This window comes from Treponema sp. C6A8, from assembly GCF_000619925.1.
In the GTDB taxonomy this organism is placed as follows: Bacteria; Spirochaetota; Spirochaetia; order Treponematales; family Treponemataceae; genus Treponema_D.
The window spans coordinates 123,527-150,014 of sequence record NZ_JHVB01000007.1; the positions used below are offsets into that span (position 1 = coordinate 123,527).

At 39.6% G+C, this 26,488-nt stretch carries 26 protein-coding genes; 19 read left to right on the forward strand and 7 right to left on the reverse strand.

Annotated features, from left to right (window positions below; all coding sequences use genetic code 11):
* Position 1 precedes the first annotated feature (1 nt).
* The 7 genes from T530_RS14775 to T530_RS0107520 all read left to right on the forward strand — a co-directional run bounded on the left by T530_RS14775 (position 2) and on the right by T530_RS0107520 (position 6,956).
* Positions 2-745 carry a response regulator gene (locus tag T530_RS14775; protein WP_051537895.1) on the forward strand — a complete coding sequence of 248 codons (744 nt, stop codon included), beginning with the start codon at positions 2-4 and terminating at the stop codon, positions 743-745.
* A gap of 157 nt (positions 746-902) precedes the next feature.
* The gene (locus tag T530_RS0107495; protein ID WP_027728471.1) at positions 903-1,325 is read left to right on the forward strand and encodes a NifB/NifX family molybdenum-iron cluster-binding protein; all 423 of its coding nucleotides are present in this window, start codon (positions 903-905) and stop codon (positions 1,323-1,325) included.
* Positions 1,326-1,327: 2 nt separating this feature from the next.
* Entirely contained in the window at positions 1,328-2,773 is a 1,446-nt protein-coding gene (locus T530_RS0107500) for a nitrogenase component 1 (RefSeq protein WP_027728472.1), read from the forward strand.
* A 2-nt stretch (positions 2,774-2,775) separates the two neighbouring features.
* The gene (locus tag T530_RS0107505) at positions 2,776-4,065 is read left to right on the forward strand and encodes a nitrogenase component 1 (protein ID WP_027728473.1); all 1,290 of its coding nucleotides are present in this window, start codon (positions 2,776-2,778) and stop codon (positions 4,063-4,065) included.
* A 51-nt stretch (positions 4,066-4,116) separates the two neighbouring features.
* Positions 4,117-5,193, forward strand: a complete 1,077-nt coding sequence (locus T530_RS13900) for an ABC transporter substrate-binding protein (protein WP_051537896.1) — start codon at positions 4,117-4,119, stop codon at positions 5,191-5,193.
* A 42-nt stretch (positions 5,194-5,235) separates the two neighbouring features.
* Positions 5,236-6,198: an ABC transporter permease gene (locus T530_RS0107515; protein WP_027728474.1), complete on the forward strand. Its 963-nt coding sequence runs from the start codon at positions 5,236-5,238 to the stop codon at positions 6,196-6,198.
* Positions 6,192-6,956, forward strand: coding sequence for an ABC transporter ATP-binding protein (locus tag T530_RS0107520; protein ID WP_027728475.1), 765 nt, complete (start codon positions 6,192-6,194; stop codon positions 6,954-6,956). The genes T530_RS0107515 and T530_RS0107520 overlap by 7 nt, the downstream gene beginning before the upstream one ends.
* A gap of 73 nt (positions 6,957-7,029) precedes the next feature.
* Here T530_RS0107520 and T530_RS0107525 read toward each other — a convergent pair whose 3' ends face one another.
* The 3 genes from T530_RS0107525 to T530_RS0107535 are packed head-to-tail and all read right to left on the reverse strand — an operon-like array spanning position 7,030 to position 9,370.
* On the reverse strand, positions 7,030-7,731 hold the full coding sequence (locus T530_RS0107525; RefSeq protein ID WP_027728476.1) for an ABC transporter ATP-binding protein: 702 nt from the start codon (positions 7,729-7,731) through the stop codon (positions 7,030-7,032).
* The gene (locus T530_RS0107530; protein ID WP_027728477.1) at positions 7,728-8,990 is read right to left on the reverse strand and encodes an ABC transporter permease; all 1,263 of its coding nucleotides are present in this window, start codon (positions 8,988-8,990) and stop codon (positions 7,728-7,730) included. The genes T530_RS0107525 and T530_RS0107530 overlap by 4 nt, the downstream gene beginning before the upstream one ends.
* Complete coding sequence (locus T530_RS0107535; RefSeq protein ID WP_038074041.1) at positions 8,975-9,370, reverse strand: DUF4418 family protein; 396 nt, start codon at positions 9,368-9,370, stop codon at positions 8,975-8,977. The genes T530_RS0107530 and T530_RS0107535 overlap by 16 nt, the downstream gene beginning before the upstream one ends.
* Positions 9,371-9,573: 203 nt before the next feature.
* On the opposite strand from T530_RS0107535, the gene T530_RS0107540 reads away from it, so the two are divergent.
* Together T530_RS0107540 and T530_RS0107545 are read left to right on the forward strand one after the other, a co-directional pair.
* Positions 9,574-9,999, forward strand: a complete 426-nt coding sequence (locus T530_RS0107540; protein ID WP_027728479.1) for an Rrf2 family transcriptional regulator — start codon at positions 9,574-9,576, stop codon at positions 9,997-9,999.
* 21 nt (positions 10,000-10,020) lie between these two features.
* Positions 10,021-11,193 carry a PLP-dependent aspartate aminotransferase family protein gene (locus tag T530_RS0107545; RefSeq protein ID WP_027728480.1) on the forward strand — a complete coding sequence of 391 codons (1,173 nt, stop codon included), beginning with the start codon at positions 10,021-10,023 and terminating at the stop codon, positions 11,191-11,193.
* A 7-nt stretch (positions 11,194-11,200) separates the two neighbouring features.
* Here T530_RS0107545 and T530_RS0107550 read toward each other — a convergent pair whose 3' ends face one another.
* Both T530_RS0107550 and T530_RS0107555 read right to left on the reverse strand, forming a co-directional pair.
* Entirely contained in the window at positions 11,201-12,370 is a 1,170-nt protein-coding gene (locus tag T530_RS0107550; RefSeq protein ID WP_027728481.1) for a MalY/PatB family protein, read from the reverse strand.
* Between the two features lie 198 nt (positions 12,371-12,568).
* The gene (locus tag T530_RS0107555) at positions 12,569-13,219 is read right to left on the reverse strand and encodes a hypothetical protein (protein WP_027728482.1); all 651 of its coding nucleotides are present in this window, start codon (positions 13,217-13,219) and stop codon (positions 12,569-12,571) included.
* Positions 13,220-13,295: 76 nt separating this feature from the next.
* On the opposite strand from T530_RS0107555, the gene T530_RS0107560 reads away from it, so the two are divergent.
* Positions 13,296-13,664, forward strand: coding sequence for a hypothetical protein (locus T530_RS0107560; RefSeq protein ID WP_156011581.1), 369 nt, complete (start codon positions 13,296-13,298; stop codon positions 13,662-13,664).
* Between the two features lie 6 nt (positions 13,665-13,670).
* Positions 13,671-14,861: an SH3 domain-containing protein gene (locus T530_RS0107565; protein ID WP_027728484.1), complete on the forward strand. Its 1,191-nt coding sequence runs from the start codon at positions 13,671-13,673 to the stop codon at positions 14,859-14,861.
* A gap of 306 nt (positions 14,862-15,167) precedes the next feature.
* Here the strand turns inward: T530_RS0107565 and T530_RS0107575 are convergent, their stop codons facing one another.
* Entirely contained in the window at positions 15,168-16,307 is a 1,140-nt protein-coding gene (locus T530_RS0107575) for a hypothetical protein (RefSeq protein ID WP_027728486.1), read from the reverse strand.
* Between the two features lie 288 nt (positions 16,308-16,595).
* Here T530_RS0107575 and T530_RS0107580 point away from each other — a divergent pair, with 288 nt between their 5' ends.
* From T530_RS0107580 to T530_RS0107615, 7 genes are all read left to right on the forward strand, one after another.
* Entirely contained in the window at positions 16,596-18,413 is a 1,818-nt protein-coding gene (locus T530_RS0107580) for a YARHG domain-containing protein (RefSeq protein WP_027728487.1), read from the forward strand.
* Positions 18,414-18,470: 57 nt separating this feature from the next.
* Positions 18,471-18,962, forward strand: coding sequence for an ankyrin repeat domain-containing protein (locus T530_RS0107585; protein WP_027728488.1), 492 nt, complete (start codon positions 18,471-18,473; stop codon positions 18,960-18,962).
* Positions 18,963-19,234: 272 nt separating this feature from the next.
* A complete protein-coding gene (locus T530_RS0107595) occupies positions 19,235-20,140 on the forward strand; it encodes a hypothetical protein (RefSeq protein ID WP_027728489.1) in 906 nt (301 codons plus the stop codon).
* A 3-nt stretch (positions 20,141-20,143) separates the two neighbouring features.
* Entirely contained in the window at positions 20,144-21,223 is a 1,080-nt protein-coding gene (locus tag T530_RS0107600; RefSeq protein WP_027728490.1) for a YARHG domain-containing protein, read from the forward strand.
* Positions 21,220-22,224, forward strand: a complete 1,005-nt coding sequence (locus tag T530_RS14780) for a DUF805 domain-containing protein (RefSeq protein WP_051537897.1) — start codon at positions 21,220-21,222, stop codon at positions 22,222-22,224. Before T530_RS0107600 ends, T530_RS14780 begins: the two co-directional genes overlap by 4 nt.
* An 80-nt stretch (positions 22,225-22,304) precedes the next feature.
* On the forward strand, positions 22,305-23,018 hold the full coding sequence (locus tag T530_RS0107610) for an Imm74 family immunity protein (RefSeq protein ID WP_027728491.1): 714 nt from the start codon (positions 22,305-22,307) through the stop codon (positions 23,016-23,018).
* Between the two features lie 2 nt (positions 23,019-23,020).
* Entirely contained in the window at positions 23,021-23,731 is a 711-nt protein-coding gene (locus tag T530_RS0107615; RefSeq protein WP_081773696.1) for a suppressor of fused domain protein, read from the forward strand.
* A 24-nt stretch (positions 23,732-23,755) separates the two neighbouring features.
* Here T530_RS0107615 and T530_RS0107620 read toward each other — a convergent pair whose 3' ends face one another.
* The gene (locus tag T530_RS0107620) at positions 23,756-24,898 is read right to left on the reverse strand and encodes a hypothetical protein (protein WP_027728493.1); all 1,143 of its coding nucleotides are present in this window, start codon (positions 24,896-24,898) and stop codon (positions 23,756-23,758) included.
* Between the two features lie 595 nt (positions 24,899-25,493).
* Here T530_RS0107620 and T530_RS0107630 point away from each other — a divergent pair.
* A complete protein-coding gene (locus T530_RS0107630) occupies positions 25,494-26,477 on the forward strand; it encodes a YARHG domain-containing protein (RefSeq protein WP_081773697.1) in 984 nt (327 codons plus the stop codon).
* Positions 26,478-26,488 lie beyond the last annotated feature (11 nt).

The following is a 26,488-nucleotide window of genomic DNA, read 5'->3' on the forward strand; positions in this document are numbered from 1 at the left end:
AATGTCAGTAAAGGATATTTATGTGATTGGTGATGAAAAACGTATGGTTGTTCGTTCTTTTATTAATGATTTGAGAAGTGCCTCTTTGACAGTGCATTCTCTCCCTGCGGAATACGGAAGCGTAGTTTCTCTCCCAAAAGAATCTATTCATATTGCAGTCTGCTTTGATGATACAATGCCTGCAGATGTAATGGAATATCTGCGTGAATCTGTTATGGATAAAGGCTGGTACCTATATCTGATTGGAAAGATTGGCGGACTTTCAATGAATGAGAAAAAACACAGTTCTGAAATTCCAGGTGTCCGCTTTCCATACTGGCCAGTTCCTGCAAAAACCCTGATTGCAGAAATGGAAAAGACCCGCAAAGATATCCTTGTAGTAGACGATGACCCTATGATGCTGAGAAGCCTTTACAGCTGGCTTAATGAATCCTTTAATATCCATGCCGCAAATTCTGGACACGCAGCGCTGGAATTCCTTCGTCAGAATGAAGTCGATCTTGTTCTTCTTGATTATGAAATGCCATTAATGAATGGAAAAGAGGTGCTTCAGGAGATACGAACCTCATATGAAAATAATACCCTGCCGGTAATTTTCCTTACCGCAAAAAATGATAAGGAAACAATCCGAAGTATTGTAGGTCTTCATCCAAACGGATATGTTCTCAAAAGTAATTCTGCAGCAGAAATCAAGCGAACAGTTACTTCCTTCTTTGCTTCTCAGGTCTCATTTGCTTCAAATTAAGATAAGAGAAAATTAGATTTTATTAATGCCACCTCATTACGAGGTGGTTTTTTATTTTAACTTTTTCCTTATTTTCCTATTGCATTAGTAGGTAATATTATATATATTATACCTACCTACCTTGTAGGTTTATATTTTATAAGAGGCATATTAACAGATGGAGTACAAAATTGCAGTGGCTAGTTCGGACGGCGTGAATGTGGACCTTCATTTTGGGGCAGCGGAAAGTTTTTTGATTTTTGCTGTTTCGGATGACGGAACTTTTGAGCTGAAAGAAAAGCGGGAATATAAAGAAGTTTCTGAGCTTCAGGCAGCAGACTGTGCTGAAAAGGCGAATTGTAAATCTGGCTGTGGAAACGGAAATGGTAACGGCTGTGGCGGCGGGTCTGCGAAAGTTGAAGTGATTGGAGATGTTCGTGCAGTTGTTGCGGCAAAAATCGGTTTTAACGTCACAAAGCAGCTGGAACGCAAGGCTATTGCAAGTTTTGATGTGGAAACTACTGTGCAGGAAGCACTGGAAAAAATTACGAAATATTTTTACAGCGTGGATAATCACATTTCACTGGTAAATAGGAGATAAATATGGCAGTTCAGTATTCGGGAGTGCGCGAAAGTAAGGAAGGACGCGTTAATGATTTTGGCGGTTCCAGCCTTGATGTGCAGGAAAAGTTTGCAGGAAAGTGTCTGAAACGTGCGGACAGAAGTTTTTCTCAGGGCTTACAGTGCCAGCAGATTAACTCTATGGCCTGCCTTATGAGTCTTGAAGATTCTGTTTTTATCAGTCATTCTCCGCAGGGCTGTGTGGGCTGTACTATTATGGCAGTCGATATGTACCGCGTTGGTCAGGCTCACCGCGGCGAAAAATACATTAAAAATCCGCGCATTATCGTTACTAACCTGGATCAGAAGAGCGTTGTATTCGGCGGCGAGCAGAAGCTGCGTGAATCTGTGCAGAAGGCTGTTGCCCGCTACAATCCGAAATTGATTTTTGTTTATGCCTCCTGCGCGTCTGGAATCATCGGCGATGATATCGATGCCATTTGCGCTGATCTGGGCGCCGAGTATTCTAACCAGACTATTATTCCTATTCACTGCGAAGGTTTTAAGAGTAAGGTTTGTGCCAGCGGTTTTGATGCGGCTTTTCTTTCTATTAATAAGTACATTTTGAAGAAGCAGAAGCTTCCGACTATTCCAAATCTTGTAAATCTTTTTGCGCCGACCACCGTCAGTTTTGCCGACCAGCGCGAAATGGAACGTATGCTTGGGCTGATTGGAGCTGAAGTAAACTACATTCCATTCTACAGTTCACTTGAAAAGATTAAGCGTATTCCTCAGGCGGTGGCTTCGACTTCCATCTGTAAGGTTTTTGCCGACGAGTTCATGAAGACTCTGGAAGAAGATTACGACATTCCTTATTCACATACCGTTATGCCGATTGGAATCCGCAACACCGACAAATGGTACCGCGGAATTGCAAAGGTGCTTGGTAAGGAAGCTGAGGTTGAAGAGATTATTTCCCGCGAGCACGCACGAATTGAGCCTCTTGTTGCAAAAATCCGCGCAAAGCTTGAAGGAAAACGGGTTTTCATCTGCGGTGGTACAGGTCGTTCTTTTGCGGCAGCGGCCCTCATCGATGACTTTGGAATGAAGCTTATTGGCCTTGAAACTCCAACCTACGACGATGACGCTCAGGTTGATGTTGAATATCTGAACGGAATCCACAAGGACTTTGTGATTGATATTGCAAACATGCAGCCTTTTGAGCAGGTAAATCTTGTAAAGAAGCTGAAGCCGGATGCATTTATCGGCGTTCCGGAATGGGCTGCAAAGCTTGGCATTCCTACAACCCACGTTCTGGACGGAAAGCGTCCGACAATGGGTTACGACGGACTTTTGTACCTGGGCAACAAGATTGCAGAGCAGCTTTCAAATCCGGGCTTCAACAAGAAGCTTGCTGAACATGTAAAGCTGCCTTACAAGGACAGCTGGTATCAGGAAGATGCTTTCAAGTATATCGTAGGAGTATAATCATGAGTTTTGTAACAGAAAATCCGCGCGGCGGATGTGTACTTGCGGGAATAAATTCAGTGCTGGCGGCAATTAACCGCGTATGCCCTATCCTTCATTCGGGCCCGGGCTGCTGTATGCAGACAACTGCCGCAGAACAGGGACAGAGCGGCCACAAGCATGCCTGCTTTGTAAGCGGCGTTTCACTTCCTTCTTCAAACATGCTGGAAAAGGAAGTTGTATTCGGCGGCGTAAATAAGCTTCGTACTACAATCAAGGGCGCAACAGAAATCATCGATGCTGACGCATACTTTGTTCTTACAGGCTGTACAGCCGGAATTATTGGTGATGATATTGCAAGTGTAACAGATGAATTTGTTGAACAGGGCTACAAGGTTTATCCGATTGACACACCGGGTTTTGCTGGCGATTCAAACCTCGGTTACGAAGTTGTATGGAACACCTTCATCGACAAGGTGATTCAGCCGGCCCGCCAAAAGAAAGCCAACCTCGTAAATATTTTTGGCGTTGTTCCTTACCACGATCCTTTCTGGGCAGGAACACTCGAAGAAATCGACCGTATTCTTTCTAAGCTGGGACTTGAAGTAAACACTTTTTTTACCAAGCACCAGGGAATCGATGTTGTAGAACATTCTTCTGAAGCGGCGCTCAACATCATCGTAAATCCATGGCTCTTTAAGGGACCTGCTAAAAAGTTTGAAGAAAAGTTCGGCGTTCCAAGCCTTCGTTTTCCATTCTTCCCGATTGGAGCAAGCGACACTACATGCTTTGTACGCGAAGTTGCAGCGGCGCTCAAACTTGACGAAAAACTGGTGAACCGCGTTATCGCCGAGGAAGAGGATTACGTTTACTCCTACCTTGCGCAGAGCATCGGACAGCTCAGCTGGAAAAGATTTGGGGTGGCAGGGGACGCTTCCAGCGCAATCGCAATCACCCGCTATCTTGCAAACGATTACAGCTTCAGCCCGGTTCTTGTGGTTATTACCGAGCCGATTTTTCGCCCGGAAGACAAGGAGCGGATTATCAAAAATATCACAGAGCTTGAATACGCAACTCCGCCAAAGGTTGTTTTTGCCAGCGACCAGTGGGAAATCAATCAGGCAATCAGAAATGAGAGCGAAGAAATCACCCTGCTTGTGGGCAGCACAAACGAAAAGGAAGTTGCGCTTGAAAAAGGCATTCAGTATCTGAACGGCACCTTCCCTATGAACGAGCGCCTGGTTTTCAACAGAACCTACGCCGGCTACAAAGGAAGTTTGACCTTTACAGAAGACCTTTACGATAACTTGTAAGGATTAGGGGGTGCCTACGCCCCCTGACAATAAAAAAAGGAGAAAAAAATTATGGTAAAAATCACCTTCAGTCGCGCAGCCCGCGCTGCCCTCTCAGCCCTCGCCTCTTTTGCACTTTTGGGAAGCCTGATTTCCTGCGGCGGAAAGAAAAACGCAGATTTCACCTTCAAAATCGGAACAGCTAACTCTGGCCTTTGTGCAGCACCGCTTCACATCGCCATCGATAAAGGCATTTTCGAAGAAGAGTTTTCAAAAGCAGGCCTTAAATACGAAGTTGTAGAAATCGACCTTATGCAGGCAACTTCACTTGTTGTTGCAAAGAAAATCGACGCAACCTTCGGACTTGCAGGCGGACTTCTTCCTCAGCTGGACAACGGACTTGAAGTAAGCTTCCTCACAGGCGTTCACACAGGATGTACAAAATTCTACGTTAAGGCAGATTCTCCTTACAAAACAGTAGCCGACCTCAAAGGAAAAACCGTCGGACTCTGCGGCGTACAGGATTCCTCGACAATCGTATGGCAGAGAAAGTTCCACGAACTCGGCTACAAGGCATACGGCCCGGAAGCAGAATTCAAAATGGCAATCTACGGCCTTACAGACCTTCCAATCGCCCTTGAAAACGGAGCAGTTGATGTAGTCGGACTCCACGACCCGGTCGGCTACCTTGCAGAAAAACAGTACGGCTTTAGAAACATTCTGGATACAACAACAGACAAAGTTTTCAGTCAGGAATACTGCTGTATGACCTTCGTTTCAAGCGAAACTGCAGAAAAATTCCCTGAGCACACAAAGGCTTTCATCCGTGCCATGCTTAAGGCTTCTGCATTTGCACAGGCAGAACCTTACGAAACAGCACGCCTTCAGATTGAAAACAAACACGTAAGTGGCGACCTGGATCAGAACGCAGCCATGCTCAAAACCTACAACTACACACCATCAGTTGGACTTGCATATCAGACCCTCTTCAACGCCATTGACCAGGTTGTAGACATGGGCATCATGCAGAACGTAGCCGACAAAAAGAAGTTCGTCGACTCCCACTTTGTCCGCTATGACGATGTTCCAGATTCATACGTTTACAACTCCGACGGAACTTATACAGAGGCAGTTGTGAATTCATTATAGGACGTGCCCTTGGGGGCACAATCAAAACTACAGGAGATATTTATGAGCAAAAAGTTAAAACAAATCCTTACTTACATCCTGCCCTTTGCTGCGGCAGTTCTTTCAGCAGTTTTATACTTTGCGATTCCCGAAAGCGGAAAGCAAAAGCAGATGAAATCGCCTTATTACATGTGCTTTCTGCTTGCGGCAGTAATTCTCCTGGCAGTGTGTATAATCAGCGGCATTTTTGCAAAAGAATTCGGTAAGAAATTCAAAACAAGGCTGCCTTTTTATGCAGGACTCTTTTTATTTCTTGCGGTTCTTAACACCCTTGTGTCAAAAACAAGACTTCTCCCAGTCCTTTACTTTCCGTCACTTGACCGCGTAACAGGACTTTTATGGGAGCAGAAACTTTTCCTATTGAAAAACCTCCTGTTTTCACTCGGACTTTTGGCACAGGGGTTTGTTTTTGGACTTATCACAGGATTTTTTACAGGCCTTGCGCTCGGCTATAACCGCCACGTCGGCTACTGGCTGAATCCGGTTACAAAATTCTTAGGACCTGTTCCTACCACCGCCTGGATTCCACTGGCACTCAGCGTTTTCCCGACTACACACGGCGCAAACGTATTTTTGATTGCATTTGCCGTATGGTTCCCGGTAACGCTGATGACGGCGAGCGGCATTCAGAGCGTAAACAAAGTATTTTTTGAAGTCAGCGAAACTCTTGGAGCAAAGACTTTTTTCAAAGTATTCCGAGTGGCAGTCCCGGCAAGTCTTCCGCAGATTTTCCTTGGACTTTTCTACGGCATCGTTTCATCCTTTGCAACTTTGATGGCTGTCGAAATGAACGGAAACTCGCAGGGAATCGGCTGGTACATCAACTGGCAGAAGTCGGTAATGATGTACGACGGCGTTTACGCGGGGCTGATCATCATCGCTGTTTTGTGTTCGTTCATCCTGACTTTGCTTTTCAAAGTACGCGATAAAATCATGGTTTGGCAGAAAGGAGTTATCAGATGGTAGGAAATATTAAAATCACAAATGTAAATAAAAGCTTTGACGATGTAAAAGTTCTTAATAATTTTTCGCTGGATATTGCGCCGGGCAGTTTTGTTTCGCTGATTGGCCCTTCGGGCTGCGGAAAATCAACTCTGCTAAGAATTATAGGCGGTCTTGAAAAGCAGTATGACGGCACAGTTTTCCTTGACGGCGAAAAAGTCACAAAGGCAGGAAGCGACCGCGGTTTTGCCTTCCAGGGCTCAAATCTCTTCCCCTGGCTCACGGTTGAAGGAAACGTTTCTTTTGGCTTAAAGGCCCGCAAGATTTTCAAAGATCATAAAAAAGACGTAAATGACATCATCGACCTTGTAGGATTGAAGGGATTTGAAAACTCCTTTCCCCATCAGATTTCGGGCGGTATGCAGCAGAGAGCTTCCCTTGCCCGCGCCCTTGTAGGTCATCCAAAGGTGCTTTTGCTTGATGAACCGCTTGGCGCCCTTGATGCATTTACCCGCATGAATCTACAGGACGAAATTCTTCGCATCAAAAACGAAAATAACATGACAATGCTCATGGTAACTCACGACGTTGATGAAGCAATCTACATGAGCGATAAGGTTGTGGTTATGAGTGCCCGCCCAAGCCGCGTAGAAGCCGTAATCGACATCGACCTTCCGCGTCCGCGCGTTCGTGTTCAGGATACTTTTGCCCTTTACCGCAATAAGATTCTGGAAATTCTGAACTTCGGCGGTCAGATTCACGAGGCAGAATATAATATCTAAAAAAGGAAAAAATACAAAAAGTAAGGGTGAAGTTGAAATGCAAATTGAAGTGCAGCTCAATTTCACCCTTTTTTTAATCAATCACAAGCTGCTGGTCGCAGTCTTTCAGGGCTGATTTATCGTGACTTACAAAGATTACGGTTTTGCCCTGGTCGGCAAGTTTTTTGAAGATGGCGACAATCTGTTCGGTGCGCTCGGAATCTACGGATTCGGTAGCCTCGTCGGCAAGGATAATCTGAGGATCATTCATGAGGGCGCGGGCAATCAGGACGCGGTGATTTTCGCCGCCGGAAAGTTCGCGGGGATAGCTGTTGGCAAGGTGGGCAATTCCAAGGCTTTCTAAAAGAGAAAGGGCACGAGCGGAAGGACCATCGCCGGTCTGGAAGGTGGCACTGCCATTTTTTAGCGTCCCCTTCCCGCCGCCAAGGTAAACCGGCAGGCGCACGTTATCCAGCACAGTAAGATTTTCCAGAAAGCTCTGCTCCTGCGAGATAAAACCGATGTTTTTATTTCGGAAGGTGCAGAGTTCCTTATCCTTCAGCGAAAGAATGTTGACTGGCGCGCCTGAGGAAGCACTATCACTTATCAATATCTCCCCCCTATCCGCCTTCTGCAAGCCCGCAATCAAAGATAGCAAAGTCGATTTACCAGCACCAGATTTTCCGCTCACGCCAAGAAAAGTGCCGTCCTTTACGTTAAGGCTAAAATCCTTAAGTACGGCAATTTTTCCGCGGGGTGTATTAAACTCTTTTGTAAGATTTTTAATTTCAATCATTTTACTTCTCCGTAAGGCTCAAATTTTGAAATCCGCACTGCGCTGAAAACAGAAGAAAGCAGACATGCCGAAATCGAAAGAACAAAATCAATCAGGGCAAAAATCACAAGTTGACTTATGCCTGCCATCGCAAACGGAAGACCAATCTTATCTGAAATCAGAACATTAAAAGGAAGAATTATCAAAAGAGAAAAGAAGATGCCGATAATCGCCCCTCCACTTCCCAAAAGACCTGCTTCTGTAAAAACAATTCCCCGCAAAGTCGAATGACTTGCACCAAGCACGCGCAGAATCGAAAATTCCTTAAGGCGCTCGTTGATTGAAAGTGAGAAAACAACTGAAAGGGTCATAAAGGCAATAACAAGCACCAGAATGCAGATGGCATACAAAAAGACGAGAATTGCAGAAAGCTTATTCATCAGGCTGGAAACTAATTTTTCCCCCTGAATAATCTGTATTTTCTGCGCTGTCTGATTTTCAACTGCACGACGGATTTTCAGCGCCGCACTGTCAGCTTTTGCGCCGTCAGAAAGCTTTACGAAAATCACGCTGACCTTAGAGCGGATGTCATCGCCGGTAAAAAAGCCGAAGCCCTTCTGTTTTGCATCAAAATAGATTTTTTCAAGAGTTGCAAGGTCTGTGTAGATTACGTTATCCATACCGGAACCGCTCTTGGCAAGCTTTGCAAGCACCTTATGAATCTGCCCGAAAAATCTCACAGTCTTTTTTTCTATATTGACGTTGCAGCCGGCAAAAAGAACCTCACTAAAGCCGCCTGAGGAGGCATTTTCACCAGTCCCGGCGTCCCCTACATTTTCCAGAGCCCTCTTGTTATACCGACTCTTCGCCCAGTTTTTTACGATAAAATCTGTCTTTGGATCAAAGCCGATAATCTGAACGGGAAAATCACAGCAGCTGTCAGAAACTGTCGCAAGGTAAATCTGGCTGGTCGCTGCATCAACGCCCTCCACCCCGCGAACAATTTCTTCTATATTGCTATCCATGTAGAAGTAATTAGGTGTGCCGTAAAGCAGAAGGCTTTCCATTTTCTGTTCGGAACCTTCCGGCACAATCATAAGGTCGGCCCCAAGCCGTGACTGAATCCCAGTGATTCCGCTTTTCAGGCTTGAGGTAAAGATAAGACTGCCAAGCAGAACGGCAGATGTAAGCGCAATCACAATTAAAAGCGCCGCCGTCCTGTAAGGCTTTTGTTTAAGATTTGAAAGTGCAATATATCTTGAACTTATCGCTTTTTCCATAAAGAAACACTCTGCGCAAGGGCTGAAACTAAAATCAAAATCGCAAATATAATCAAAGTTGGTTTTGTTACCACATGGCAGTGCATCTTTTTCATTCCGCAAACACCGATTAAAACTGTAGGTGTAAGTAAAACACCAAGCGCATTAATAAGAAGACCAAAGTTCAAGCCAAGCTGATATTTTGCATCAGATAAAAGGAGCTTCAAAAGACCAAGAAGAACAATCGAAAGTCCGAGAAAAAGTTCTACTCTGGCAGTCCAATGACATTTCATTATTTTTTCGCCGATTTCGCAAACGTGAGCAAAAGAATAAGGAGCTGCGGTTACAAGAGCACCAAGCAAAACAAAAATTACAGCAAAAACAAGGTTAGATTTTTTCATAAGACATCCCTCTTTTATGTTTTTTATTACCTATTCATCTACTAGGTATTTAATTTATACAAGATTTTACCTATCCTTGCAATAGGTTTATAAACAAAAGACTTAAAGATTATTACCTATTGCATTAGTAGGTAAAGCGTGTTATACTAACTTTAACCTATCTTATTAGTAGGTGGTTATTCTTGCTACAAGGAGCGTAATAAATGTATAAAATCTCTACGCGCGGACAATATGCGCTTTTAATCATGGAAGATTTAGCAGAAAACGGTACAGAAAACTATGTTCCTCTCAGGCTTCTTTCTCACAGACGAAATCTTTCTGTTAAATATCTGGAACAAATTCTTTCAAAACTTGTAGGAGCAGAACTTGTTGAAGGATCACGCGGAATAAACGGTGGTTATCGATTAAAAAGATCGGCACAGAACTACACTGTGGGCGAAATTCTTCGTGTTATGGAAGGAGATCTTTCTCCACGAAACGAAAATGAAGGAAATACAATTGAATCACCAGGAACTGAGGAATTCTGGAATAATTTCGGCAACGCTGTAAATGGTTTTGTTGATTCTGTAACCTTAAAAAGCATTACAGACAAAACTCAGTCATTTGCCGGCTATGAATACTGCATTTAACTAATACATCAGAGGTGAAAAATGTCTCTCAACATCGAAACAAAATGCCTTCATCTTGATTTTGACTCAAATTCCAAGGCAGGCGGAACTTCGGTTCCGAGTCCCTGTAATCACTACGGTTCAGTAAGTTTCCCAATTTATCAGACGGCAACTTATGCCCACCCGGGAGTTGGACAGAGTACAGGTTTTGATTACAGCCGTCTTCAGAATCCTACCCGCGAGCAGCTGGAAAAAGTAGTTGCTCAACTGGAAGGAGGAATTGATGCATTTGCCCTTTCTTCAGGAATGGCTGCAATTTCTCTTTTAATGAAACTTTTCAAACCTGGTGATCATTTGATTGTTGATAGTGACCTTTACGGTGGTTCAATAAGGCTTTTTGACCATGTAACAGGCAAAAACGGAATCAATTTTACCCGGGCAAACTGTTCTCAGGACGCACTTGAACCTTTAATTACAGCTCAAACCCGGGCAATTTACATTGAAACACCGACCAATCCGATGATGAACGTAACTGACATTGCAGCTACTGCAGAAATTGCCAGAAAACACGGGCTTTTATTAATCGTCGATAATACTTTTATGTCACCCTACTTCCAGAATCCTCTTGAACTTGGAGCAGACGTCGTCATTCATTCTGGAACAAAATATCTTGCAGGTCATAACGACACGCTTGCAGGTTTTATTATCACAAAAAGAGAAGACATTCAGGAAAAACTACGCTTCTTAATCAAAACTACAGGTGCCGGGCTTGCTCCTTTTGACTGCTGGCTTACACTTCGCGGCATTAAAACTCTTGCTGTCCGCATGGAAAAAGCCCAGAAAAATGCAAAAAAGATTGTTGAGTGGCTTAAAAATCAAAAAGTTGTAACGAGAGTAATTTACCCGGGACTGCCGGAACATCCGGGATATAAAATTCAGCAGAAGCAGGCCAGAGGTTTTGGCGCTATGGTTACTTTCAATGTTACAAGTGAAGAAAAGGCAAAATCGATTTTGAACCGGGTAAAGCTGATTCAGTTTGCAGAAAGTCTTGGCGGAACTGAAACTCTTATCACCTACCCTGTTACACAGACTCATGCTGATGTACCGGAAGAACTGAGATTGAAAAACGGAATTACAAATCAAACTCTCCGACTTTCCGTTGGAATTGAAAATGAGCAAGATCTGATTGCAGACCTTGCCCAAGCCTTAAAATAAGCTGAAATTAAAACACTGAACAGATTCTTTGCAGCGCCTCTTCCAGAATGGAACGTGGCGTTGCAACATTTATACGATGAAACTTTTCACCTTCACTACCAAACATTTTTCCATAATCAAGCCAGACCTTTGCCTTATGCAAAATTCTATCGCTGATTTCATGGTCTGAAAGTTCTGTAAACTGATGAAAATCAAGCCAGACAAGGTAAGAACCTTCAGGTTTTACAACGCGGATTTTAGGACAATGCTGTGAAAGATATTTTTCTGTAAAAAGCACATTATCCCAGATATATTTTTTTGCTTCATCAAACCACTCCTGCCCCTCTGCATAGGCCGCTGTACTTGCAGCAATTCCCATAAGACTCGGTTCATCATAACCGGTTCTGTCAATTTCAGTCTGAAGTTCATTCCTGATTTTTTCATTTTGAATTATGATATTTGAAAACTGCAGACCCGCAAGATTAAATGTCTTACTAGGCGAAGTACAAATAATTGAATTCTGGGCTGCCTGACTGGAAAGTTTTGCATATACAGTATGGTGATTTTCTCCAAAAGTAATGTCAGAATGAATCTCATCTGAAAGAACAAGAACATTATGACGAAGACAGATTTCGCTGACTTTCTCTAATTCTTCTTTTTTCCATACACGACCACCAGGATTATGCGGTGAACAGAAAATAAAGAGCCGTACATTTTCCTCTATGATTTTCTTTTCAAAATCGTCAAAATCAATTTCATAGTGATCATTTTTGAATACGAGTGAATTATTTACAACCCGACGCTTATTCAAGGTTATTACATTTGCAAAAGGATAGTAAACCGGCTTTTGAATAAGGACTCCATCACCTTCCTTAGTAAAAGCCCGGATTGCAGAAGCAATAGCGAAGACAACTCCCGGAGTATTTATAATCCATTCATCCTGAATTTCAAAATCATGCCGGCTCTTAAACCAGTTTTTAACGGCCTGATAATAACGGCTGTCAGGACGACTATAGCCGAAAATCCCGTGTTTTGCCCTCTCTTCAAGCGCTCTTTGAATGCAGGGAGCTGTTGGAAAATCCATATCCGCAACCCAAAGACTGATGGCATCAAGCGGTTTATTACGTTTTTCCGCCAGATCATATTTAATGGCAAAAGTATTTTTTCTGTCTCTTACACTGTCAAAATCAAATTTCATATTTACCTCGCTTATATACCTACCTAACTACTAGGTTATTTATAAAGGTAAATGCAGTAATTGTCAATATAAATAGAAAATAAAAAGATTATTTTACTTATTACGCTTACAAAGTTATACGCTTAACCCGCTTGCTGATAGAAGTCAGCACTTCGTAGGAAATTGTATTTCCAATTCTGGCAAGGTCTTTATACTAGCCTACTTCTTGTTATTTCTTAGCTCTTTTACTAATAAATCAACCTGGTCATGAAGTTCTTTATATGGCTTTTGAAGTTCAGAGTCTTCCATATCACAATAAATAACTTCTTCATCGGCACGAACAGTAATGCTTACAGTATCAGTAATTTGCATTACAAATTTTCTATGGCCAGTTCTATCTTTTTCTTCAGGTCCAAATGTGCAATCCGGGAAAAGACTGCATACATATTGCATGAATTTTTCTGCAGCTAAATAGCCGTTTATTTCAGAAGGATTATTATTTAAATGCCACTTCAACTCTATATTACTGCATTTATCATCGTAAAAATAAATGAAAGTTTCGAATTTTAAATTAGCAAAATCATGCCAGAAAAAAAACGAATCCTTGTAAAGCATTTCGCCTAACATGGTGACATGTGACTGCTCAACAATAAGGTCAGCAATTTCTTCAGCATTTCTACAATCATAAGAACCAGCAAGGAATCCGCCTGCTTCATAATCCGTATACTTAATTTTATTCTGAGCCAAAACATTTCTTACTGTTTCATAATCACTACCCAGGGAAATATCTTTAAGGACGTGAAAATCAGAACATGAAGTTGCAAAAAGCGCAAAGAAAACCAACACAGAAATACAGAACTTTTTCATCATTTGAAGTAACCTGACCTTTTTTTAAATCTTTTGTTAAGTTTACAATCAATTTTTCTTATTGTATAGTTAAAATCAAATGAAATTTAATAATCCTGTAACTGGCATTGTAAGGTTTACGATGTCTAACATTGCATTATTTGTATTATTTTTTGCTGAAATTATTGCAGTTGGCCTTGTTCTTGGAATCAAAAGCTGCTTTCCGGTTTTTGAAAAGGCAGAAAAAATTCACAAAAATATAACTTATTTTCTTCCTGCTCTGGCAGTTTTTGCCCTTAGCCTTGTTTTTGTAAAGATTAATAAAAAATATTTTCATCTTACGCTTGGAAAAATCATATTCCGCTATATTGTTCTTTTAGATTACGGCCTTGATATAAACTATAAAGAAGAAATGGGCCGTAATTTACGCGACTATGCGCGTCGCTTTAAATATGATTTAGAGAGGTAAAATTTTATGAAAAGAACTACTTCATTTTTAGCTTTATTACTACTTGCCACTCTGCTAAATGCCCAGAGATGGGATTTTTTTCAAGATGAATCAGAAGGTTGTAATTTTACGGCAAAAAATTACAAAATCGTCGGCAATACAAATCTTTACAACTACAAGGGAAATGTTATAAATCACATTCCGGCAGACACACAATTTACGTCGGCAAAAGTGGCTTCTGTGCAGGATGAATCGGTTGAGCCATTTGATATGTTTGAATATTTTATCGGCTATGACGGCGGCTGGATTTCTACGGATAATATTGTTCTGGAAGATTCAGAAGTTTTTTCAGACGCGATAGTTACCTGCAATAAAAATCGCAATGAAAAACGATGGATTCCAGCCTGGTACAATACGATATTAACTTCCGGCAAAAGAATGGAAAATTTTTCCGACATTTATGATAGTTTTGGTTTTAAGAATAAAGATGCCTTTTCATTAACAGATACCCACAAAATTATAATTAACAATACTTTGTTGATTTTCCGTCCAATTCTTGGTTTAGACTATTATTTTTCAATTAAAAAAATAGAAAAAAAGAATTCTGTTTTTTATGTCCAGTGTGAAATTTTAGAAGACAAGCAAAATGATTACTATGGTTTTAATAAAATCTGGGCAAGAGATTCCTTTTCTTATCTTCCAGACCTGACAGAAAATCGTAACTGCACTTTCATACTAGAACAAAACGGAAATCGCCTTAGGCTTTACAATGGCGAAAATTACAAACTGATAATCGAACTCATTCAGACAGATAAAGCCTGGTGCGATTCAATGATAAAATATATTGATTCGTATTACAAAAGCCGTCCGGCAAATCTAAAAGCAATCGAAGAAAAACTAGACCATCCCTGGTCAGACCCAAAGACCGGTTTGCCTGAAGGAAATTCTGCAAATAAAGCCAGCATTGCACCAGGCAAAACAATGACGGTCACCGAAAACCTGAAACTCCGTTCCGGCGAAGCTACCACTACCCCAGTTCTTACCGTAATGTCTGCAGGCACAAAAGTAAAAATTCTCGAGCTTGGCAAGGCTGAAACAATCGATGGCATTTCTTCAAACTGGGTAAAGGTTGAAGTTCAGTCCGACGCTAAAGACCGCGACGGCAAAACTATAAAAGCCGGAACTGTGGGCTGGTGTTATGGGGGATATCTGGAATGAAAACATCAATATCAAAATATCTGACAATCCTCAACGCAGGGTTTATTCTCTATTCATTATTCGTTATGGTATGGGTTTATATAAAAAATGGTAACTCTTATTATGTTGATGATGTCTTAAAAGCAGCACTTTTTCTGAATCCTATATTTTTAATTTTGGAAATAATTACCGCAAAAGTTTCAAAAGGCAGACAAAGAGCCTGTAATTGCATTTTCATTGTGGCAAATATCCTGCTATTCCTGATATTGTTTTACTTTCAGATTTGTATATGGTGTTCACGAGGCTAAGGAGTGTAAGTTTTTTCATTTAGTTTCCCTCAAAATCTAAAACAAAGTGTTTATACTTCAAAGCTCTTTTCCAGCGGGCCGGAAGTTCCTCAAACTCAAGGACGGTCGGGTCGTTTTCATCCCATTCCTCATGGCGGTCAGAATATTTTTGATTTTCTGAATACAAGTCCATAGTGTAATTATAATAGAGCTGTCCGGTCTGTTTGTATTTTTCTTCTGACTCATTCCATTCATATATGTCATAATAAATTAAGCCGTGGGTTGTATTCCAGCTTGAATATAAAAGCCTGTTGATTTCATCACATTTTATGTATGTCGGACCAATATCTTTCCAAAAATCAGGATTAAAATCATAACGCTCTTTGCGCTCGTTCCAGAAATATGCATCATAAGCCGGTTGCGCGCCGTTCATCGTGTAACCTGCCAGAATCAGAATGTCGTCATAGCCGTCAAAGTTTAAATCTACAAGTTCAAAATGTTTTCTTTTAATTCCCAAATAAGGAGGTTCATAACTTTCCCTAAAACCAAATGCTCCGTCCGGATTTCTGCCGTAAACATATTCCAGATTTTGTATTCTCTTTCCCTCGCCCCAATCATGGGAAACTTCAATATGCATGATTTTATCTTCAAAAGCCTTGTCATAATCTGAATCGCGGCAAATCAATTTCGGCAAACAATCATAACCGCCAAGAATATTGATTATTTTCTTTGTTCCAAGACGGCTTATTTTTACGGGCGGATTAACGAGCATGTTTTCGTATTCTTGTATGCCATTCCAATCACCGTTTTTATCCCAGCTGTTTTCAGTATAATGGGACTCGATTTTGAACAGACAAGGCTCATCTTCTATTTCCTTAAAAAAGAGAATTTCATGATGAGAATATCTTCCACTACCCCAGTGAAAATGAATCTCAAAACCGTCTTTATTTTCCTGAATATCATTTTCGTCAAAGTCGAGATCACGTAATTCATCAAAAGTCGGCAACCTCAGTTCCCATCTCCCACCGTTACGCGCAATTGTTACCCAGTGACGGGAATTCGAATATTCCCTGCCTTCTTCATTCCGGCGGTTCAGATAAAAAGAATAATTCGGTTCAGCAGATAAAAAGGAAAGATTCGTGGTAAAAAACAATGTTAAGATTGCAAATAACTTTTTCATTATTCTGATTATATCCCATTCCCGCACTAGTCGACCTCGTTAATATCCGCCTGCCATTATACCACAGGTTTTTAGTTTTATCCTGCAGAAGTGAACATGATGCAACAGTTTAAATAACGATGACTGTTCCGGCATTACGGGCTATAATGGTAATACAATAAATCGTAGGAAACTGCGCAAAGGATACGCAGGGCGCGAAGCGTTGCGAAGCAATGAAGCGACAGCGGAACCCGGAGCAGCCTGGTTTTTGCGAAGCAAAAATGCGCCAAAAAAAATAAGGAAATAAATATGAAAAAAGTGATTTTAATTTTTACGATGATTTTTGTTGCGGGGGTTTCGGCATTTTCCGATGATGCCAGAATCCGTACGGTTGGCGGTGGAGCCGGCATTGTATCTGAAAAAGATGAGCACTTTGAGATAACCGAAGATAAAGACATCGCAATGGTTAAAGAACTGGTCAGTATTACCATGTACGATGACTATTATACTGTCGACGCACAGTTCTGGTTTAAAAATTATGGAAGCGAAAAAGAAATTTATATGGGCTTTCCGACAACTAAAGGCTTTGGACCTGAACAGGAGTTTACCTCTTTTATAAACGGCAAGCAGGTAGAGATAAAGAAATACAAGGATGTGCATTACGAAGATTATGATTATGCTGCACCAGAATGGTATGTAAAAACCGTCCATTTTGATGAATACGGAAGCCTTGTCAGTCAGGTTAAATACAGCGGTCGCTACGGAACAATAAACACCGGCCTTTATTTTGGCATTGACGGCTGGCTACCCTACATTTACGGCACGGGAAAGTCGTGGAAAGGACCTATCGGTAAAATCACGGTTGACGTAAAAAATCTCAGCCTTAAGACTTATATAAAGGAAGTTGACTTTCTGCATAAGAAATTTGGAACAAACTGGGATAAATTTCAGCCATTACCAAAAGATAGTTTTAATTTTAGATGGATTTCGGACGACACATTTAGAATCGAAGCCGACAATGTTGAGCCAGCTTCTGCTAAAGAAGCTTTTGAGTTACAGCTGCATCACTTTAATTATACAAATATCGAAGGTCAGCTCAAAAGCAATCCCGGCGAAAACCCGATTTATGCGCGAGTTGATTTTACAAAATGGAACATAGACAGCGATTTGTGCTTTTATACTAAGAACCAGCTCCGTTTTGCACGCAATGCCTTTTACGCACTGCACGGCAGAAGTTTTGCAAGCAAAGATGTCAAAGACTTTTATGAATCGATAGAAGGATATACAAAAAATCCAGCGTACTCAGACAGTCTCCTTTCTGATGATGAAAACAAACTTGTACAAAAAATTGTTGAAATAGAAAAAAGACGATATGCCCCTCTGGGACAAAAATCTCATCCAGACAGCGTTGGCGATATAGTCTTTACTGACGGAACAGCCACTGCTTACCATGACGGACTTGTACTCTCCGAAGCACAAAAAAATGCCTGCGCTGCAGTTATCTTTTATAAGGGTACGGCATGTTCCAATGACGGCAGAGAGCGATTGCTTGGAGTTGGCTTAGTCCATCTCCAGGAAGAAGACAGACTCCTATGGTGTGACTATGAGCCGTATGGATTGCAAATTGTACCACCAATAGAATGTACGGTAACAGGTTACAGAGGAGACTTTACCTTTACCGGTGACGTTGACGGCAGCGACAACCTTGAACAGATTGGTGCATACTTTACTCAGCTGGGGCAGGAACTTTCAGAATCAGCTGTTGCATACTGGTATCCTCAAGGCAGACCAAGGGACGACACCGCAAATGAAGACCTGTATCCTGTGTTTTACTTTGCAAAAAATTATGCAGATGTGCCCGGAACATATATCAGCGGCACCCGTTTTGAAAAAGGCTGGTATATACCATCTATTGCAGAATTGTATCAGCTGTGGATAAATCAAAAAACTGTAGATTCCGCATTGCGCATGTGCGGGGGTGATGAAATTGGCCAGTGGAGCTATATATCATCCACACAATTCCCAACGGAAGGTGCGTTGGTATACGAACTGTACTTTTTTTCCGGAGGTTGGCATGGATGTGAAAAAAGAAGTCCAAGCCTAGCCTGCGCAATCCGTGAGTTTTAAGCCCAGTGCGATTGAATTACATGCTGAGGTTTGCAGACAGATTGAAAGGAAAAAAAAATGAAAAAAGAAGATCTGGAATATTTTTTAAACTTATTGTATGAAGAAAAAATCGAAGCGCTGAAAACTTTTATAGATGACAACGCAGAAATAATTAATGATGTTACTCCGATGGGAACTTTATTGGAGATTGCAGCCAGTGAAGGAAATCTTGCTGCAGTTGAGTATTTAATAAAAAATGGCTCTGACGTAAATCTTGGCGGCGGACTGGAAGCGTATCCTTTGGTAGAAGCATCTCTTCGCGGCTACTCGGAAATCGTTGAGCTTCTTTTGGCAAACGGTGCCGAACTTGATGTCTCTTCTTTTGAAACAAATCCTTTGTTCGCCGCAATCAGTAATGAGCAGGACGAAATAGCAATTAAACTTATAGACCATGGAATTGATGTAACTGCAAAATATGACATTGGCAAAATAGAAAACTGCGACGCAATGGAATATGCAAGACAGTATGGTCTTACGGAAGTTTATGAATATTTAAAGTCGCGAATCTAAAAAAGAAAAGGAGTCGTATGAAAATTTTTCGAATTAAAAGAGCGGTTTCATCACAGAATGTAACAAAATATGTGGAATTTAAAATTGATGTAACGAGCCCATGGGTTAATGGCGATAGAAAACTTAATCAAATCAAGAATTGAGGATTCGAAAATAAGAAGTTACAACGAAGAAGACAAAAAATTTTATGCGGACGGACTGTCTAAACACAATGCGCTTGAAATACAATATGAAGAAGGCCTGCACAGGTGAAGGCAAAAGGAGATTAAAAAATGACGCGAGATGAATTTGAAAAATACATTCATGAAAATAAGCTTGAGTCTCTTTTTACGATGAGCCGCGATATGGGCGGAGAATACAATCTGCAATATACAAAGTCAGATGAATTCGTAAAACTGCATGAGTACGGCTGCCTCCATGATGAAAAGGGATATTATCTTGCATCCCGTGCAGACGGTGAACGTGGTTATGAAACCGGCGATATCTATTCAGAGCATTATGAAACTGAAGAAGAAGCTCTTGATGAACTTAAAAGGATTGTGGACTGCTACAAGGGATATACAATCGTTCATTCATACAAAGACAGCGTAAATAAATTTCTTAAAGTGATTGCAGGTAAAACTATTGAGCCCCCTTTTAGATCAAAATGGGATGATGACAAATATGATATTTCTTTTTCTGAATTAGATTCTCTTATAAATCAGTTTTTTCCCGGTTGTCCATATGTTTATGATTTATATTTTGATGATAAAATAAACATAATAGCTCCTGAACATGTCAGGATTCTCGGTATAAAAGCCGGATTCGAAAAAGCAGTTTACTGGGAATTTGAAGACAAAGCATACATTATGTTTAATGAACTTGAAGGAACTTACTGCGATTATGACAGCGATGAAACAGGTATTTACAGTCTTTACTACAATTCGCAGTATATAATGATAAAATACGGCTATGACGGCTCGGTCCTGTATAAGCTTGAGCGCGGAGACTTCAGCTGTTCCGACGCCAAATTCAATCCGAAGACCTTTTCAACATGGACTCATTTTCATGATGAATTTCCATGTGAAAAATATCTCGGAATCACAAACGGTACCGTTTCCATAATTATAGAAAGGAAAACATGCAAAATTGTTCATTCTGAAAGAAATAATTGGCAGACAAAAAATCATGAGGAATAAAATATGAAAAAACTGATTACGATTTTCACGCTGATTTTACTTTCTGGTCTTTCTGCGTTTGCGGATGAGGAAAATCCTTTTGATGTGAGTTTTCCACGCTTTTCTGAGGCAGACGTTTTCATAAAAAGTCAGAAAATCGTATGCACAGAAAAACTTGTTTCAATTGATTATGTGATTTCTGGCAAAGAAAAGGAAAATGTTTCGGCTGTAATCGATTGCAAAGTTCTGGGATTCCAGCGTTTGTGTAACGACATCGTAATCCCGCTCGACTTTTGCATAAAATCCGACGGAAAAGAAATCCCCTTTGAAGTTTACCGAAACGGAAACCTTGTGGACAAAAGTTCTTATTACAGCGGTCTAAAAGAATACGGCGGAGAATATAAGTATGAAGATAAAATCGAGATAAAGTTTGCTTTTGAACTAAAAAACGAAAAAACGATTACTGTGTCTTACGAAAATCTAGAGTCATATCATATGTTTGACAGTCTTTATAAAATTCAAATGGCAAAAAATCCAGACGGAACACCAATTGATTATACATTTATTTATCAAGGGCTTGCCGACTCAAAACTTTATCCTTCAAAAATGTGTCTTTCCATCAATGATGGTCGCGGTTATACAAAACAGGATTATACATTGCAGTTTTCTCGTGATACAAAAGGAGAGTTTTTCTGGAAAACGGAATTGAATCAATTTTCGGCTCTTGATGGAGAATGTTTCTGGATTGAGTTTAAGGATTTCGGTGTTCTAGAGGAGATTGCTCTTGTCTTTATTCCCTGTTGGGATGAAAATCCAATGATTAGAGCCTACATAAATGAAACTTCTTGGATTAATTTATCAGAAGAAATAATCCCCGAAAAATTACTTTTTTATATGACTAAATCACAACTTGCACTTTTGAGAAATGCATTTTATGCAATTCACGGCTATAAATTCAAAAATCCTAAATACTCAGAATATTTTGGCCATGATTTTAATAAGCTCTGGTACAAAATAAATCCAAACTTCACAGAAAAAGATTTTAACGAGATAGAAAAAGCAAATATCAATCTCATCAAGAAATACGAGGAGTTGGATTTATGAAAAACAAAAGTCTTGCCTTCACTTCGGTTTTCTTTTTTGCCGGAGCAATACTTATCTTAATGACAAGCCTGCTGTCCGGGGAATTTTCAGGGGTATTTTTTCTGGTGCTCGATTTTATTCCGGAGACTGCACTTGCCTTCTTTTTGCTCAGCCTTGCAAAAAACACAGACAGGGATTCTCTTACAAAGGCAAAGAAGGGACTGTTCGTTATTTTCGTCTTATGCGCAATAAATGCAGTTATCCTGCTTATTATTCATACGCTTGTTATGGTGCTGATTGAAAATCCTGATGAGCACCCGGCTCTTATAAACTGGTTCGTCTGGCTAAATTACCTTAATATTTTTCCTTTTGCCCTTCTCCTTTCGGATATTCCGGCTGTGCTGCAGTGGGGTATCAATCCCATGAACGTTTTTTTGTTTTTGGGAAATGCCCTTGTTCTGACAGGTTTTATCCGTGCCCTGCTGATTTTGAACCGTTCTGTTCGGATTTCTGATTCAGAATATTCTACCCTGCCTGCTGAAAAATCGGAGTACGCTAAAATGATGAGCTTTTCAGAGGCTGTAAAGACATGCTTTAAAAAGTATTTTTCATTCCATGGCTGCGCTACAAGAGCTGAATACTGGTGGTTCCAGCTTTTCTCATTGGTTATAAGCTCCGTTTTGCTTATTCCGGCAATCTCTTCCTTGATAAACCAGGATTACCGAATGTACCTGATTTTTATGATTATCCTGCTTGTCTTTACTTCTGTTATAATCATTCCGGGGATTTCTGTCGGCGTTCGGAGGATGCATGACACAGGAAACAGGGGCTTTTTCATCTGCATTCCTATTGCAAACATCATAAACCTTCTGCTTCCCTCCCTTGAAACAAGTGAATTCAAATCGGGGGAAAACAAATATCCTGTTGCAAATGTTCTGGGAAAGATTTTTGTAGTCTTTAGCCTTATGTCATATATCCTGTATATGGGCGCAGCACTCGCCACAGTATTTCTTCTTTCATAATTTTATTGGTAAAACAAAACCCATTTTGGAGTGTCGTCAGCCTGAATCTTATGCTATAATATTTATAAAAAAGGTGGAAAATGTTTTTAAAATTAATACAAAAGACAAATATAAACGATATAAAAATTACCGGAACTTATTCCTACATAGATATTCAAATATGCGGAAGAACAGCCAGAATCCCAGGTTCAATGGGAATAAGATGTTTTAACTGCAGCAAGGGAGCCTTAGAAAACTGGCTTATCCCGGAAAATGAACCAATTACTCCGGAAGAAAAATCTTTAATAATCCAGAAAATTAAAGAAAAAACAAACAAATCATACATGGTTATCAATTTTGACGAAGAAGACAGCAAGGTTGTTGAAACTCCAGTCCAGCAAATTGAAAAATTCTTCATCAGAAATCTGAAAACTAAATTCAATAATGAAAAAATCAAGAAAATATTCTTTGAAATCGGTATGTTCTGGAATGAAGAAGAGGAAGAATGCATAGATTTACATATGATTGTTGTATCGGAAGAAGAATATTCCAAAATCTTAAATTTAAATACTCAAATATATGGAAAATCAAAAGCAATTAAATTAGGTAATCAAAGTGGGGAATATGTAACAGAAGATTACCGGAATTGTATAAGTTTCCCACAGTATGATTTTATACGTAATAACTTCAAGAACTATAAAGAAGCCGTAAAAATGGCAAAACAGGTTATCAAAGAGTTTAAAAGTGAAAATCTTGCAGATTTTAATTTATCTGAAGATTTTAAAATTTATAATTTATATGAATACGAGGATTAAAAATGAAGATTTTACTTTACATTTTCATTGTCTTATTTATTTTATTTATTAAAAGATATAGAAAGGTAGTAAAAAGAATAAAAGAGGAAGAAGAAAAGGAAAAAGCCCCCCAGCCTATTGGATGGCATGCAATAGAAAATGAATTTTTACGTGTATATCCGGGCCAGGATAATCCGAAACATTACGGAACAATTATCCCCTTTAGCCTTGGCGGGAAAGATCCTCTAAATGGAATCAGTATTTATGAAGGCAAGGATTTCTGGCATTTTGTATCTTTTGGTTTAACCGAAGTCTATGAAAAAGAAAGTGAAGATAAAGAAATAAGCGGCTATGGATATGAGCTGACATTTAAGCTTAAGAAAGATAATTATGAGGATGAAGAAGCTGAGTTGAAAAATGTATGCGCCATCCTCCAAACTATAGCACGCCTGGTTGTCGTAAATGGCGAAGTATTTTCTGCAAATGAATATATATATACCGGACAGACAGAAGGAATAGATTCAAAACGCCAGTCAAAACTCACAGGTTTTATTCTTGTAAAAGATCCTTCAGTTGAGTCAATTGAAAGCCCAAATGGTAAAGTCGAATTCCTAGAACTGATAGGTATGACAGACTCCGAATTAAAAACTTTATCAACAAGAGCTTCCGTAGAAGAGATTTACAAAAAACTTAATTCAGATATTACAGATTATAAGAGAGAAGCAATAGTTTAACCGTGCTCTTCTGACATTACATGTCTATTCTTCGTACCTTTCATTGTAAATCGTAGCATCCTCATAGATGGACACGTCGTTCCAATTGATGTTACTGACGTACCTTTCATTGTAAATCGTAGCATCCTCATAGCCGATTTTTTCAACAAGCTGATTTTTCTCGTTGTAAATGTATTCGGTGTAATCGTTCGACCAGTTTGAGTTCTGGCATACGCGCATGGCACAGCGGATTCGGCCTTTTTCATCGTAGAGAAACTGATTTATATAGTAAGAATCGTAATCATATTTTCTTAGAAAATCGCGCTCCTTTTGGGAATATTTTTCGGCGACCTTTTTTCCGTCGTTGTATAAAACCTCAGTTTTTCTGCCAAAATCCTCCGTAGTTTTCACTTCCACAAATTCCGGCTCAAAATCGGGGTCATCATCCCAGGAGATGCTCTGCGCGAAAATTTTTCCGTCTTCATATTTGTAAACTTTTGTACCACCGCCAGCGTGGCCCGCCTGATAGCTAAACTCAATAAGCCGTCCCTGCTCATCATATTCGTACCAGCGGAAATCTTCTCCAGAAATACATTTACCTTCGCCAAAAGATACTGTCAGCGGGTTTCCGTTACGGTAAAAAAGCAGGTCAGAAATCTTGATGTTTTTCAATTTGCCTTTATATACCGAACTCATTTTGAGCCTGATTTCTGTGGCTACAATTTTTTCACCTTCGTATAAAGTCTGTTCTATACGTTTATCCGCCAGCACAAGTTTCTGCTCATAGTCTTTGTTGCGGCAATTCCAGATTTCAGCCGTCAGCTCCTTTGGTCGTCCGTTGAGCTTGTTAACCTTTTTGTCCGAGTGTCCTGTTTTTATTGTCAGTTTGTCAAAAACAGCAGGCTCTGCAAAATGAATTTTTAGCAGATAATCATCAAGGTTTATTTGTTCCAGTGCAACTTCGAATGTAGTTGTACCGTCACCGTCAAAGAGGTTTACCGGAGAATATTCCATAGGATTTTTATCATAAGTCCAAATATTTTGTGCAACCGGAGCGTAAATTTTAATGTTCCCGGAATCTGTAAGCGTTATGTCTTTTTTAGGCAGTAATTCAGCTTCAGCATTATTTTTCTTTACACACGAGGCAAGCACAAGCGGCGCAATAAAAATCAAAATCAGTTTTTTCATATATATGATTATAACATTAATTTTTTATCTTTTCCTACTGCATGGGTGTTCATTCTGGAAGTATTGATTATAGCCGCTGAATTCTGACTTTTCAAATTACCTGTGCGAAATTGCAAAAAAGAATGAACTTGTCCTTCAAAGCGAATTTGGTCCTACGGGTTTTACTTTCAAAGATTATGATGCCCTGCTTGCCGTTTTTGATTATGCCGGAAAAAATGCCGGTGATATATATTCCATCGATTTTGATTTCTGTTTTTTCAATTTAGAAGATTTTGAACAGTTCCGCGAAGAAATTTTAGAAAGCGAGGCTGCGCCAGAAAAACTCAAGACTTTTATGAAAGGTGTTAAAATTAATTTCGAAAGCAATAATGAGGAAACGGAAGATTATGATTTCGAATTCTACACCTCTGAAGGACAGAGAAGGTTGTTTTCAGTCTTTCAATCCGTTGATGATGGCATCCCGTCTATAAATGTTTTTATTCTGGAAAACCATTATTCGGATTAGGTTCTTGATTTGAATTATTCATATTTGTATAACATAGAATTCGGGGAATATGGAGTATTGAAAAATTAGAAAAAAGAGATGGAGTTTTGAATGAATAGACGATTAATAACTGTACTTAGTATATTTTTTTTGGCTTTAAACTGTATTTTTTCTCAAAGTTTTACAGAAATAAGAGAAGAAGTTGAATGTTCTTCGTCGTTTTTAGTTCATTCAACTGGATATGAACTAAAATTCGTGAGATATATTCAGATTGAAGATTACTATATTTTAAATTATACCGATTCTCATTTATATCAGCAAGTTGGAACTAACAAGTATGTGTTATTTGTAAAAAAGATTGGAAAAAGCGATATAGAGTTTATGTATGCTTATCCATTTCCTGAAATTAATAGTCTTTTAAAAAAACAAATAAAATATACTGAAAATATAGGCACAACTTTCATAGCTGATTTTAATTATGATGAAGCTAATGAATATTTATCATTTAGTATGCTTGATTTTAATTGTGAAATTCAGATTTATAAATTCTTTAACAATACAAATCTTATAAAATCTAACTTTTGCACAAATACAGATTTGTTTTTCCCAAAGCATGATACAAATGAACTTATAAAGCATTTCTTTCAAGATAATCTGTATTTTTGCATAATAAATAACAAACGTGGCTTTTGTCTTACCACATTTTATAAAACAGAAAACAATATAAAAGAGAAAAAACTTTTCTTTTCATGGTCATCAACTGAGCAACGTTATATTCTTGATGAAACTGTAACCGACGATCACTTAAAAAATGCCTGGTGTCCTGAAGATTACTTTGCCTACAACGGATTAAAGTTTTCAAAGCTGGATTCCAAACTGACAGAAGCAGACTTAAAAGATTTAGATAAATCCCAGCTCCGCTTAATGCGAAACGCCGTCTACGCCCGCCACGGACGCATTTTCAAAAGCGTAGATTTGCAGTCGCTTTGGGAATGTTACACATGGTATAAAAAGAATCCAAATTATAACGATTCTCTGCTAACTGATGTTGATAAATATAATATTAAACTTATACAAAAATATGAAGCAAAATAAAGAATGCAGAT